Origin of the sequence: Streptomyces sp. DSM 40868, assembly GCF_011820545.1 — a bacterium.
Lineage (GTDB): Bacteria > Actinomycetota > Actinomycetes > Streptomycetales > Streptomycetaceae > Streptomyces > Streptomyces eurythermus.
Window position 1 is genome coordinate 6,118,462 of record NZ_CP050504.1, and the last position, 13,189, is coordinate 6,131,650.

At 71.7% G+C, this 13,189-nt stretch carries 12 protein-coding genes; 5 read left to right on the plus strand and 7 right to left on the minus strand.

Annotated features, from left to right (window positions below):
• The first annotated feature begins 42 nt into the window (after nucleotides 1-42).
• Nucleotides 43-1,431: a hypothetical protein gene (locus tag HB370_RS27935; protein ID WP_030793068.1), complete on the plus strand. Its 1,389-nt coding sequence runs from the start codon at nucleotides 43-45 to the stop codon at nucleotides 1,429-1,431.
• On the opposite strand, the gene HB370_RS27940 is transcribed toward HB370_RS27935, so the two are convergent.
• The 3 genes from HB370_RS27940 to HB370_RS27950 form a co-directional block, all read right to left on the minus strand.
• Nucleotides 1,425-1,640 carry a hypothetical protein gene (locus tag HB370_RS27940; protein ID WP_030793065.1) on the minus strand — a complete coding sequence of 72 codons (216 nt, stop codon included), beginning with the start codon at nucleotides 1,638-1,640 and terminating at the stop codon, nucleotides 1,425-1,427. The genes HB370_RS27935 and HB370_RS27940 overlap by 7 nt on opposite strands.
• A gap of 109 nt (nucleotides 1,641-1,749) precedes the next feature.
• Nucleotides 1,750-1,995 carry a DUF397 domain-containing protein gene (locus tag HB370_RS27945; RefSeq protein ID WP_030793061.1) on the minus strand — a complete coding sequence of 82 codons (246 nt, stop codon included), beginning with the start codon at nucleotides 1,993-1,995 and terminating at the stop codon, nucleotides 1,750-1,752.
• Nucleotides 1,992-2,813 (minus strand): helix-turn-helix transcriptional regulator, encoded by an 822-nt coding sequence (locus tag HB370_RS27950; protein WP_030793057.1) that lies wholly within the window; start codon nucleotides 2,811-2,813, stop codon nucleotides 1,992-1,994. The genes HB370_RS27945 and HB370_RS27950 overlap by 4 nt, the downstream gene beginning before the upstream one ends.
• Before the next feature lie 112 nt (nucleotides 2,814-2,925).
• Between HB370_RS27950 and HB370_RS27955 the strand changes: the two genes are divergently transcribed.
• On the plus strand, nucleotides 2,926-3,336 hold the full coding sequence (locus HB370_RS27955) for an ATP-binding protein (RefSeq protein WP_030793054.1): 411 nt from the start codon (nucleotides 2,926-2,928) through the stop codon (nucleotides 3,334-3,336).
• 1,104 nt (nucleotides 3,337-4,440) lie between these two features.
• Nucleotides 4,441-5,109, plus strand: a complete 669-nt coding sequence (locus tag HB370_RS27960) for a response regulator transcription factor (protein ID WP_037703185.1) — start codon at nucleotides 4,441-4,443, stop codon at nucleotides 5,107-5,109.
• A gap of 3 nt (nucleotides 5,110-5,112) precedes the next feature.
• On the opposite strand, the gene HB370_RS27965 is transcribed toward HB370_RS27960, so the two are convergent.
• From HB370_RS27965 to HB370_RS27980, 4 genes are all read right to left on the minus strand, one after another.
• Nucleotides 5,113-6,369: a sensor histidine kinase gene (locus tag HB370_RS27965; RefSeq protein WP_051816162.1), complete on the minus strand. Its 1,257-nt coding sequence runs from the start codon at nucleotides 6,367-6,369 to the stop codon at nucleotides 5,113-5,115.
• Complete coding sequence (locus tag HB370_RS27970; protein ID WP_030793044.1) at nucleotides 6,362-7,732, minus strand: FtsX-like permease family protein; 1,371 nt, start codon at nucleotides 7,730-7,732, stop codon at nucleotides 6,362-6,364. Before HB370_RS27970 ends, HB370_RS27965 begins: the two co-directional genes overlap by 8 nt.
• Before the next feature lie 5 nt (nucleotides 7,733-7,737).
• The gene (locus HB370_RS27975; protein WP_030793041.1) at nucleotides 7,738-8,490 is read right to left on the minus strand and encodes an ABC transporter ATP-binding protein; all 753 of its coding nucleotides are present in this window, start codon (nucleotides 8,488-8,490) and stop codon (nucleotides 7,738-7,740) included.
• 977 nt (nucleotides 8,491-9,467) lie between these two features.
• Complete coding sequence (locus HB370_RS27980) at nucleotides 9,468-10,076, minus strand: YceI family protein (protein WP_030793038.1); 609 nt, start codon at nucleotides 10,074-10,076, stop codon at nucleotides 9,468-9,470.
• A gap of 222 nt (nucleotides 10,077-10,298) precedes the next feature.
• Here HB370_RS27980 and HB370_RS27985 point away from each other — a divergent pair, with 222 nt between their 5' ends.
• Entirely contained in the window at nucleotides 10,299-10,805 is a 507-nt protein-coding gene (locus HB370_RS27985) for a hypothetical protein (protein WP_030793034.1), read from the plus strand.
• 34 nt (nucleotides 10,806-10,839) lie between these two features.
• Entirely contained in the window at nucleotides 10,840-13,140 is a 2,301-nt protein-coding gene (locus HB370_RS27990) for a polysaccharide lyase 8 family protein (RefSeq protein ID WP_030793032.1), read from the plus strand.
• The last annotated feature ends 49 nt before the right edge of the window (nucleotides 13,141-13,189 follow it).

The window sequence follows — 13,189 nt, forward strand, 5'->3', positions numbered from 1 at the left end:
GGAGAACGCCCCCTTTGGGGAGGTTTCGGGTAATTTTTAGGTATGAAGGCCGTTCCGCGGACCCGAAGCCTCCCCGCCCTGCTGCTGGCCGCCCTGGCCCTGGTGCTGGCGACCCTGTACGCGCCCCCGGCGAGCGCGGAGACCAGCGTCTCCACGATCGCCCAGGCCCTGCGCAAGAGCCCCGTCTACGTCGACCCGGCGGCCCGGGACCAGCTCCCCGCCAACACCGCCGAGGCGCTCGCCGCCCGGATCAAACGCGCGGACAAACCCCTGTTCATCGCGGTCCTCCCGGCCGGCTACCCCACCGCGGGCCTCTTCACCGACCTCCGTGCGGCGACCGGCATCACCGGCCTGTACGGCATCCGCCTCGGCGACCGCTTCGACGCCCGCGCCGATGCCTCCGTCATGTCGCCCACGGCCCGGCAGAACCTCGTCCGCAGCGTCCAGGGCGAGGACACCAAGACCCAGCTGGCCGACTTCACCGACCGCGCCCTGCTCAACATGGGCGGCCACGCCCCCAAGAGCTGGGGCGGCACGGGCGACGGCGTGTCCGGCACGGCCCTGATCACGACGGCCGCGGTCCTGGTGATCGCCGGCGCGGGCGCGTACACCCTCGTCCGGCGCAACCGGCGCCGCCGCGAGGACGAGCAGCGGGCCGCGCTGGACCGGCTGCGGGTGGTCGTGGACGAGGACATCACCGCGTTCGGCGAGGAACTCGACCGCCTCGACTTCCAGCCGGCGGCCCCCGGCGCGGACGACGCCATGCGCGCCGACTACGAGCACGCGCTCGACGCCTACGACACGGCGAAACAGCGCATGGCCATGGCGGAACGCCCGGAGGACGTGCGCGGTGTCACCGAGGCACTGGAGGACGGACGCTTCTCCCTGGCCCGGCTGGCCGCCCGCCGCGAGGGCCGCCCGCTGCCGGAGCGCCGCCCACCCTGCTTCTTCGACCCCCGCCACGGCCCCTCGGTCTCGGACGCCACCTGGGTGCCGCCCGGCGGCGCCCCCCGCCAGGTCCCGGTCTGCGCGGCCGACGCCACCCGTCTGGCCGACGGCCGGGACCCGGTGATCCGAGAGGTCGACACCGACTACGGCCGCCGCCCCTACTGGGACGCGGGCCCCGCCTACGGTCCCTGGGCAGGCGGCTACTTCGGCGGCGGCCTGCTGCCCGGGCTCCTTGTCGGCACCATGCTGGGCGGCCTGATGGCCACGCCCACGTACGCCGCCGACTACGGAGCCGGGTACGGCGACTTCGGTGACCAGGCGGGTATCGGCGGCGGTGGCTACGAGGGCGGAGACGTGTCCGGCACCGACTTCGACTCCGGCGACTTCGGGGGCGGGTTCGGTGACGGGGGCGGCTTCGGCGGGGGCGGCGACTTCGGCGGCGGTGGCGGCGGTGGCGGTGGGGACTTCGGCGGGGGCTACTGACCCCGCCGGGTGGCGTAGCGCTCACCGGCCGCGTGCCACCAGGCGGGCGGGGAGGTTCCGGTCACGGCCGAGGTCGGCTGGCCGGGGTGCAGCCCGAGCCGCCACAGCGCGGAGGCGTCGACGCTCACCCCGATGGTCCCGTGCCAGTGCCCGTCGTCGCCTCGCCCGCACATCAGGTCGATCCGGATCTCCTCCGGCGTGAACGGCATCCAGTCGATGCCGCGCTCACGCAGTCAACCGAGCAGCGAGTGCACGGCGTGCGGCCGACCGGGCACGTTCGGGTACGAAGTGATGTGGACCCATTCCGCTTCAGCGCCTTCAGCGCGCGATGCCGTCAAGGAAGTCGCTCCAGGTGGTGGGGGAGAGGTTAAGGATGGGGCCGGTGGGGATCTTGGAGTCGCGGATGTGGATGGCGGAGGGGTGGGCGGCTACCTCTACGCAGTTGCCGCCTTCGTCACTGCTGTAGCTGGACTTGCGCCACGTGTAGGCGAGTTCGACACAGTTGCCGCCCTCACTGCTGCTGTAGCTGGACTTGAACCATGCGAGTGCCGCTGCGGTGCTCATGACTCTCCTAGCAGATCCTTCAGGAAGTCCTCGCTCTCCTCACAGGAGAGCGCCTGAGACCGCAGCATCGCATATTTGTGGTGGTAGTAGCTGACCTCTTCCGGATCATCGACGAGGAAGCTGGCGCGGTGGACTTCCAGGTAGACGAGCCGTTCGTGCTCAGGTGTTTCGAGCAGCACCATGGGCCCACTCAGCCCAGCGTGAGGTGTGTAGTCCATGGGCATGATTTGCACGCCCATGTGGACTGGTCGGGTGAGCTCCAGGATCTGCCGAATCTGCTCGCGCAAGACTTCCGGGCCGCCCAGGGGGCGCCGCAGGATGCTCTCCTCCAGGATGAAGTGGCCCACGGGCGGCCGGTCTCGCTGCCAGATCAACTGTCGCTCCATGCGAGCCTGGACCCACTGATCGGCTCTCTCGCTGCCGAGTGCCGGATACCGATAGTCGAAAACGGCCCGGCAGTAGTCAGGTGTCTGGAGAAGACCCGGAACCACGAGAGTCTCGTACGTCAGGAAGCTGACGGCCTCCTGCTCGTGATCCACCAGTCCCTGCGCGAATTGCACGACCCGGTCTCGAATCGGCAGCTTGGACACAAGTACTACTAACGCGCCGCCGGTACCCAGCAGCTCATCGAACTGCTCGGCTCGATCGGGCTGTAGGGCGAGCCTCCCTTGCTCGATGGACCTCACCGTGTCGACGGAGATGTTGGCCATCTCGGCCAACTGTTCTTGGGTCAGGCGTGCTTTCTTGCGGTAGTGGGCGACGAGCGCGCCGACCGCGTACCACGAACCGACCTTCTTGGGCCTTGGTGCCTCGTGCATGGCCGTTCCTTTCCCCCATATGCACGCCGATCTGTCGTAGTGGACTCGTAGTAATGAGAACTACGACTTCACTCACTGCCCCACTGTAGTGACGGACAGTGACAGTGACCTCGTGAATGCACAGACCCAACACCCCCACACACGCCAGGCGTTCTACCGTCGCGACCGCAGATCGGTACGGCTCGCACGGAAGTTCGCATGGCAGACGTTGACCGACTGGGCGGCGGCCGAGCGTGGAGACGATGTTTTGCTCTGCGTAAGTGAGTTGGCGACCAATGCCCTTCTCCATGGCGTCCCCGCAGGCCGTGGTTTTCTCCTCCGGCTGGTGTTGCATGCGGAGGGCGCGCTACGTGTGGAGGTGCACGACAGTGGTCCGGGTGAGGTCGGCTGCCCGGACCCGACGCCGGATGCGGACGCGGAACACGGGAGGGGGCTGCTTCTCGTTGCGGCCCTGGCTGACAAGTGGGGCGTGGGGGAGCGGAACCCAGGAAAGATCGTGTGGTGTGAGTTCCTCGTGAAGTGACCGTGGGGCCGCCCGCTTCTTTGGTCAGTGTCGTGCTTCCACGAGGTGAGTCAAGGGCGCTGCGCGTCGCCTTCGGCGATGGGCCTGCGGCCCACCCTTGACACACCTCGCTCCAGCCCGGGGAAGAAGCGAGCGGGCGGCCGGGGGAAAGTGGCCGGCTGAACTTGGTCGGGCCCTACCGTCGGCTGCGTTCGCATCGTGGGTCGGGGATGCGCGCTCGCGCCTCGTCAGCACGCCGGGCGGGCTCAGCGGCTTCCGGCCCGGTGGCGGGTGCGCGACGGCGCCTCGCATGGACGCCGGGCCGGTTCGGCGTCTGACGGCCGGGGCCGGGATTGTTGGCCCATCCGCAGGGTGGCTCGTTTTGGAATACCTGTCCATAACTAACTCCTGACCCCAGCCCCCGAGCCTTGGTGGCTCGTTTTGGACTACGTGTCCAGAACTGTCCCCGACCCACTGGCCCCCCCCCTGGCCCCTGGCCCGGGAGCGCCAGTGGTCGCACAGGGCTTGCTGGAACCCGCTCGTGCGTCGTGGGGTGAGGAGGGCGACGTGCCCCGTGGGCTGTTTTGGAACACCTGTCCATAACTAACCCCCTGACCGCCAGCCCCGCCGGGGCGGTAGCGGCCGTCATGGTGCCAGTGCCCGCCCCCGAATCCGGTGAGGCGGGGCCGCGAAAAGCCACCCGCCATGCGGGGAAGGTGGCAGCAGTACTCACCACCCACTCGTCCGCAGGCCGCCGACCCCACCCGGCGTGCAGGCGAGACGCGACCGCGCACCCCCCACCGGGCCGGTAGGCTTCGCCGGCCCGGCGTGCTGGCGAGGCGCGACCGCGCACCCCTGCCGACGGGGCCTCGTAGCTCACCGATGGGTCCGGTACCGGGCTGGGCCACTGTTTCTTCGGGCCGCTCGCTCGCTTCTTCCCCGGGCTGGAGCGAGGTGTGTCAAGGGTGGCCCGAAGGGCCATCGCCGAAGGCGACGCGTAGCGCCCTTGACTCACCTCGCGGAGGCCCGACACTGACCGAGAAGCGAGCGGCCCAACGGCCACTGACGAACACCGGTCCCCACACCCACGGCGGCGCCCCCCAACCCCACCCGATAATGGCGACCGTGATCAACAGGCACCTGCGCGTCGTACTCGCCGAGGACTCCGTCATCTTGCGCGACGGCATGGTCGAACTGCTCGGCGCCCGCGGCTGCGAGGTCGTGGCCACCGCAGGTACGGCATCAGAACTGCTCGCCGAGGTGGCCGAACACCGACCCGACGTGGCAGTGGTGGACATCCGCATGCCACCCACGCACACCGACGAGGGCATCCGCGCCGCCGTCGAGATCCGCGCGAGAACGGCCGAGGTCGGCATCCTCGTCTTCTCCCAGCACGTGGAGACGGCCTGGGCCACCCGGCTGCTGGCGGACGGCGCGGCGGGCATCGGCTACCTGCTGAAGGAACGCGTCGCCCGCACCAGCGAGTTCGTCGACGCCCTGCACCGTGTCGCCGACGGCGGCACCGTGCTCGACCCGGAAGTGGTCACTCATCTGATGCGTGGCGGACAGCGCAGACGGGTGGTGGACACCCTGACGCCACGCGAACGCGACGTGCTGGAGCTGATGGCACAAGGCCATTCCAACCGCTCCATCGCCGCGCTGCTGGTGGTGTCGGAGCGGGCGGTGGAGAAGCACGTCGCCGCCGTCTTCACCAAGTTCGGCCTGCGGGCGACCGACACCGACAACCGCCGAGTGAAGGCCGTTCTCAACTACCTGTCCGAGACAAGGGGTTGACGCTTACCGAAGACGCGTCGGCAGTTCGGCCACGATCACGGTGGGTCCACCGGGCGGGCTGTCCACCCGCAGGACTCCGTCCACCGCCGCGAGCCGCTCGGCCAGCCCCGTCAGACCGGTACCGGCACCGAGCGCCGCACCGCCACGACCGTCGTCGCTCACACGCAGGCGCACGCGGCCGTCAGCCGTGCTCACGGTGAGTTCGGCCGAGCGGGCACCGCTGTGCTTGGCGATGTTGGTGAGCAGCTCGGCGGCGCAGAAGTAGACGACCCGCTCGACCACCGGGTGCGGGCGTTCTCCCAGGTCCAGGCGGATGGTGACCGGCACCGGCGACGTGGCGGTGAGGCCCGGCAAGGCTTCGCCGAGGCCGCCGTCCAGCGCCACCGGGTGAATTCCCCGGGTCAGCCGCCGCAATTCGGTGATGGCGTCGTCGGTCTGGCCGCGGGCCCGGCTCATCAGGGTGCGCAGCCGCCCGAGGTCCGGACCGGCGGGAGGCACGAGCGCGTCCTCGGCCAGCGTGAGGGTGATGGCCAGAGCGACCAACCGGGCCTGGGTGCCGTCGTGCAGGTCGCGCTCCAGGCGCCGGAGCTGGTCGGTGTTGTCCGCGAGCAGGGTGGCCCGGGCGGTCTCCAGCTCCCGGACCCGCTGCTGGGTACGGGCCGGGCCGAGCAGCAGCCGGGCGAGCCGGCGGTTCACTCCGCTCAGCGCCCGCACCGCGCCGGGCACCGCGGACAGCACCACCAGGCCGATGACGACGGACGCCGCGTCCAGCCAGCCGGCCGGCCGCGCGCCGTCCCACGCGCGGACCCAGAGCGGGAAGGCGACCAGCCAGCCGCAGCCGAGGGGAAGGGCCACGGCCACGGTGAAGCCGAGCACTCCGAGCGGCAGGCGCAGCACCAGATAGAGTAGAGCCCGCCAGGCGACCGGATCGGTCAGAACGACACGGCCACGGGCGAACACACCCGCCGGGCGGCGCAGCCCGGCCGGCGCCTCGACGTACTCACCGAGCAGCCGGCCGGCCAGCCACCGGTGCAGCGCGCCGAGACGACGCGCGCCCAGCAGCGCGGCGACCACGAACGGCAGCCCGACCACGGTGAGCGAGAGCAGCGCTCCCGCGTACAGGACGGCCAGTGCGTAGCCGCCGCCGAGCAGCGCGAACGGCAGCCCAACGACCGCGAACGCCCATTCGCCGCCCCGGACGGACAGGTATCGCCGCCGCTCGACGCGCTCGGCAGCCGGCTCACCGCCGTGTTCAGTCACGGTCACCGCTCACCAGCTCCGCCGCCGGACCGCGCACCACCCGCAGGCCGGTGGCGAGGACGGTGAGGAAGGTCAGCGCCGCCGCGCCCGCGACGATGTACAAGGAGGCGGCCACCGGGACGGCCGGTGCCACCGAGCCGGTCGACGCCGTGCTGAACGCCGCCGACGCGGCCCCCGCGACCGCCGCGCCGAGCAGCACTCCCACCGCCGTGGTCAGCGCCGCCTCCACGGCCAGCAGGCGCATCAGCTGCCACGGGTGCGCGCCGACCAGCCGCAGCAGCGCGAACTCGCGGCGCCGTTCGGCGGTCACGGCGACCAGGGTGTTGACGGTGGACACGGCGGCGAAGCAGGCCAGCAGCGCCACCTCGGCCTGGCGCAGCCAGACGTCCGTGGCGGAGGTGACACCGGTGGCCGTCGCCCGCGCGGCGTGCTCGGCGGTTTCCGTCATGATCAGCATGGTGCCCGACAGCCCCACGAGCAGTGCGACCGGCACCACCGCGGACGACAGCCGCCGCGCGTACCCGCTCAGGTTGGCGTGGGCCAGCCACCCCGCACCGGGCGCCACAGCCCGTACCGGCACCCCCAGCACGGCCACCAGGAAGCGTATGGCGAGCGGTCCGAGCAGGGCGACCGCGACCAGCAGGACCACCGCGGCGAGCAATGCCGCCTGCCCCGCCTTGTCCATCTCCTCGGCCGGCCGCGTCGCGGACAGTCGCAGCAGCAGACCTGCCCCCACCAGAGCGCCGAGCCCGGCGAGCAGGCGTGGCGCGCCCGTCCGCCCGTGCTCGGTCGAGCTGGCGGTGAGGGCGGCCGACGGCGCGATCCGCGAGATCCGCCGGGCCGCGACGGCCGAGCCCGCCAGGCCGACGGCGAGCGTGGCGGCCAGTGCGACCAGCACCGGCAGCGGTGTCCCCGGCACCCGCACGCCCGGCGCGGCCAGCCCCAGTCGCCGTAGCTCGGCGAGGAAGCGACGGGCCGCCGCCCCGCCCACGACCCAGCCGGGCAAGGCCACCAGCAACGCGGTCCCGACGACCTGGGCACGTACCAGCCGCCGGGTCTGACGGGGCGTCGCCGCGATGGTGCGCAGCAGGGCCAGCTCGCGGTGCTGCTGGCGGAGGGCGAAGCCCAACGCGTTGACCACGACGAAGAACGCCACCAGGACGGCGATCTCGCCGAAGGCACCGGCGATCACCGCCACTCCCGGACCCTTTGTCGCCCTCCGAGCGGACGCGGGCGCGGTGACGTCGGCGGCGAACAGCGAGCCGAACAGCGTCAGGGTGGCGATCGCGAGGAACAGCGCGCACGCCAGACCGGCGAAGGCAGCCGGACGCCGGCGCATCTGCCCGAGGGCGACCGAGACCATCGCCGTCACCCGCCCAGCCGGCTCAGCCGCTCGCCGACCCGGGCGGCGGTGGGCCGGTCGAGCTCGTCCACCACCAGGCCGTCGGCGAGCAGCAGCACCCGGTCCGCGTACCCGGCGGCGACCGGGTCGTGGGTCACCATCACACAGGTCTGGCCCTCCCGGTCCACACCGGCGCGCAGCAGGGCGAGGATCTCGTGGCCGGTGGCCCGGTCGAGCGCGCCGGTCGGCTCGTCGGCGAAGAGCACCCGAGGGCGGGAGACCAGCGCCCGCGCGATCGCCACCCGCTGCTGCTGCCCACCGGACAACTGCCCGGGCCGGTGCCGCTCGCGTCCGGCCAGTCCGACCCGGTCGAGCGCGTCCAGAACCCGGCCCCGCTCGGGCCGCTCACCGGCCAGCCGGCCGGGAAGTTCGACATTCTGCGCGACCGTCATCCCCGGCATCAGATTGAACGCCTGGAACACGAACCCGACCCGGCTGCGCCGAAGGGCCGCCAGCCGCCGCTCGGACAGCCGGGAAACCTCGGTACCACCCCACCACACGGCACCCCGAGTGGGCCGGTCCATCCCCGCGAGGCAGTGCAGCAAGGTGGTCTTGCCGGAGCCCGACGGCCCCATCACCGCCGTGAACGTGCCGGACGCGAGGGCCACCGACACCCCACGCAACGCCCGTACGGCGGCGCCGCCACGCCCGTACTCCCGGTGCAGGCCCTCCGCCCGAACGGCGGTTCCCCCCGCGACATCCATCGCCATCTCAGCCATGTCTTCATCCTCGACGGACGAGGCACACCGATCGATCGTGCCCACCCCCGAACCGGAGGTTCGGAAAACCGAACCCCGCGCGCGGACAGCGCGGCCATCACCGAGGCGAAGACACTTCCCGCCCGCCCGGAAGCGACCGCCACCGACACCCCACCTGGGCGTCCTCTTTGCGAGCGGTTGCCGCCGACGCCCCACCTGGGTGGCCTCTGTGCGAACGGCTGCCACCGATCACCCACCTGGGCGGCCCCTTTTGCGAGCGGCCACGACCGAACTGACGATCGCCACGCACGCCCGCGCCCGCACCAGGCGATGCGCTCCCTAGCCGGGCCAGTCCACCCGGAGGCTCATTTTGGAATACCTGTCCATAACTAACCCCCTCGCCCCCACCGGTCGAGGCCGAACTCATGGATCCCCCGCCCACCCTCCGCAAGCCGCCGAACGCACCCGGCGTGCATGCCGGATGAGAACCGCGCACCCGTCATCGGGCCGGTGGCCGCTAAGCCGGCCCGGCGTGCTGGCGAGGCGAGGGTGCGCACCCGTCACCGGGCCGGTAGCCGCCGACCGCACCAGGCGCGCAGGCGAGACGCGACCGCGCACCACGCCACCGGGCTGGTGGCCGCTAAGCCGGCCCGGCGTGCTGGCGAGGCGCGACCGCGCGCCACCCCACCGGGCTGGTGGCCGCTAAGCCGGCCCGGCGTGCTGGCGAGGCGCGACCGCGCCCCCCTGTCGACGGGGCCTCGTAGCTCACCGATGGGTCCGGTACCGGGCTGGGCCACTGTTTCTTCGGGCCGCTCGCTCGCTTCTTCCCCGGGCTGGAGCGAGGTGTGTCAAGGGTGGCCCGAAGGGCCATCGCCGAAGGCGACGCGCAGCGCCCTTGACTCACCTCGCGGAGGCCCGACACTGACCGAGAAGCGAGCGGCCCCACGGCCACTGACGAACACCGGTCCCCACACCCACGGCGGCGCCCCCCAACACCCTCACGCCTGCTTGATCGCAGAGACGTCGAACGTCAGCTTCACCTTGTCGGAGATCAGCACCCCACCCGTCTCCAGCGCCGCGTTCCACGTCAGCCCGAACTCGGACCGCAGGATCTCCGCCTTGCCGGTGAAGCCCACCCGCTCGTTGCCGAACGGATCCTTGGCGAAGCCGTTGAACTCCAGGTCGATGGTCAGCGGCTTGGTGACACCGAGCAGGGACAGTTCACCGGTGACGCGGTACTCCTCCCCGCCCAGCGCCTCCACCCCGGTGGACCGGAACGTCATCGTCGGGAACTCGTCCGTCTTGAAGAAGTCCGCCGACTTCAGGTGGGTGTCCCGGTCCGCGTTACCCGTGTCGATGCTCTCCACCCGCACATCCAGCGCGGCCGTGGACTTCGCCGGCTCGGCCCCGTCCAGGTGCAGCGTGCCGGTGAAGTCACCGAAGCCGCCCTTCACGTTGGTGACCATCGCGTGCCGGGCGACGAACCCGAGCGTGCTGTGGGCCGGGTCGATGACGTAGTCACCGGTCAGCGCGGTCAGGTCGGGACCGGCGACGGCCGGCGCGGCGGGGGCGGACGGGGTGGTGTTCTTGCGGCTGAAGATGCCCATGACGTGCTCCTGGCTGAACGTTGAACGTTGAACTAAGTTCGGCCACGACCATAGCCCCATTCTGTTTAGCATTCAACTACAACCTCATCGTGTCACCTCATGCACACACAGTCACCCGTTCGTGCCTCTGGTGCACCCCCCTCTCCCTCGGGCACGATGCCGCCTGCACCACCTGCACAGCCGCCCCGGAAAAGAGCCCGGCCCATCGCAGGAAGGCCCCCCATGAAGATCCGCTCGCTGCTGGCCACCCTCGCCCTCGTCGCCGCCCCCGGCCTCGCCGTCGTAGGCACCGCCCCGGACGCCTCCGCCGCCATCGCCGTCACCAAGATCAGCCACGCCACCGCCACCTCGATGTTCCGCCAGTCCGGCATCACCTGGTCGTCCTCCGGCAACTGCTCCGACCGGAACAACCCCACCTGCACGTCCTTCGAGCAGCTCAACCTCGCCACCGCCCAGGGCGCCCAGACCCTCAAGAGCGCCAGCGGCTGCGCGCTCAACATCACCGGCGGCACCGAGACCGGCCACGCCTCCGGCACCTACTCCCACTGGAACGGCTACAAGCTCGACTACGGCAAGAACACGTGCGTGACCTCGTACGTCAAGAACACCTTCACGTACATCGGCCTGCGCGGCGACGGCGCCCCGCAGTACAAGTCCGGCTCCGGCAACATCTACGCCGACGAGGGCAACCACTGGGACGTCCTCTACTACAACTGCGGCGGCTGCTGACCGGGCGGCGACGGCGGTGACCGGGCCCCTCCGCATGACCCGACGCGCACTGTTGCTGGCCGCCGCCCTCGCCGCCACCCCCGGGTGGGGCGCGCGGGCGGCCGGCCCCGACCCGTACGAGACGCTGCGCGGGCGCTGGCTCGGCATCGCGCTCGGCACCGGCTACGACCCGGCCGCCGAACCGTACGCCTCACGTCTCGCCCAACTAGGGGAGAGAGCCCGGGAGTTCCGGGCCACCATGCTTCCCGGTCCCGCCTCCCTCTGGCCCGGCCACCCCTTCGACCCGCCCTCCGGCATCACCTTCAGCTACAACCGCCTGTGGACCATGACCCAGGCGTACGTCCAGACCGGCACCGGTGTCACCGGCGACCCCGGCCTGCTCACGGACGTGTTACGCGGCCTCGACCACCTCACCGCCACCGTCTACAACCCGGCCACCACCCGCTACGGCAACTGGTGGGAGTGGCAGATCGGCAGCCCCCGCACGCTGCTGGACATCACCGCCGCGCTCTACGCGCACGCGGGCCCGGACCGGGTCGCGGCGGCCTGCGCGGCCGTCGACCACTTCATACCGGACACGATGCTCACCGACTACTCCGGCACCAGCACCGGCGCCAACCGCGTCGACCTGTGCCGCTCGGTCGCCCTGCGCGGCATCCTCGGCCGCAGCCCGCAGAAGATCGCCCTCGCCCGCGACGCCCTCTCGCCCGTCTTCCCGTACGTCACCCAGGGCGACGGCCTCTACGCCGACGGCTCCTTCGTCCAGCACACCTGGGTCGCCTACTCGGGCACCTACGGCCAGGTCCTCCTCGACGGCCTCGGGAGGCTGTTCGCGCTGCTCGCCGGGTCGCAGTGGGACATCACCGACCCCGGGCGGCAGCACATCCTGGACAGCGTCGAGCACGCCTACGCTCCCTTGATCCACGACGGGCTGGTCATGGACTGCGTCAACGGCCGTGCCATCAGCCGGGGTCTGCCGCGTTCCGACGACCAAGGGGTGATGCGCGGCGACCACTACCACGGTCAGGCCCTGATCGCCGCCATCGCCCTCCTCGCCGGGGGCGCGAGTCCGCAGGAGCGGGAGCGGTGGTACGGGCGCATCAAGGGGTGGATCGAACGGGACACCGTGTCGCCGATACTGACCTCCCGTCAGTTCGGTGTCGGCGATCTCGCCCGGCTGCACGCCGTCGCCGCCTCACCCGTTCCCGCCGCCCCGGAACCCCTCGGGCACCGGCTCTTCCCGGCCATGGACCGTGCCGTCCACCGCACCCCCCGCTTCACCGCCGCCCTCGCCATGGCAAGCGACCGCATCGCCCACTACGAATGCGGCAACGGCGAGAACCCGCGCGGCTGGCACACCGGCTCCGGCATGCTCTCCTGGTGGCCGCGGGGGAGCGGCGACCAGTACACCGACTGGTACTGGCCCACCGTCGACTGGTACCGGCTGCCCGGCACCACCGTCTCCACCCGACGCCTCCCCGACCGGGCCGGCGGCGAGTGGGGCGCCCCCAGACCGGCCGTGCGCTGGGTCGGCGGCACCACCGACGGCACCTACGCGGCCGTCGGCCAGCACCTCAAGGGCCTCGGCTCCACCCTCCAGGCCCGCAAGTCCTGGTTCTTCCTCGACGACGCCGTGGTCTGCCTCGGCGCCGGGATCACCTGCGCCGACGGCGTACCCGTCGAGACGGTCGTGGACAACCGCAACCTGGGCGAGAACGGCACCCAGCCCCTCGTACGCGGCCGGAACTGGGCCCACCTGGAGGGGCACGGCGGCTGGATCCTGCCCCACGGCGGCGAACTGCGCACCTTGCGCGAGGACCGCACCGGCGCTTGGGCCGACATCAACACCACCAGCAGCCCCGAGCGGCGCACCCGGCGCTGGCAGACCCTCTGGCTCGACCACGGCACCGACCCCGCCGACGCCCGCTACGCCTACGTCCTGCTGCCCGGCGCCACCCGCGCCGAGACCGCCGCCCGGGCCGGCGACCGGCACTGGCTCACCGTCCTCGCCAACGACACCACCGCCCAGGCCGTCGCCGTACCCCGGCCGGGGGTGACGGCGTGCACCTTCTGGGGGCCCGGTACGGTGGGGGAGCTGACCGTCTCGGCCGGCGCGAGCGTGCTCGTCGTGCGCCGGGGCCGTACGGCCTCCCTCCGGATCAGCGAGCCACCGCGCACCGGAACCCCCCTCGAAGTGGTCTGGGACCACCCCGTACGCGCGGTCACCCGGGCCGGCGACGGCGTCGAGGTGCTGGAGACGGGCCGCCGTCTGAGGGTCCTTGTCACTCCGGGGATGGCATGCGCCACCCACGAATGTGAGGTGGCTCTCGGCTGATCGGTTTGTGGCCCCCCTACAACGAGATGCCCCGCTGAGCAGTCGGAAC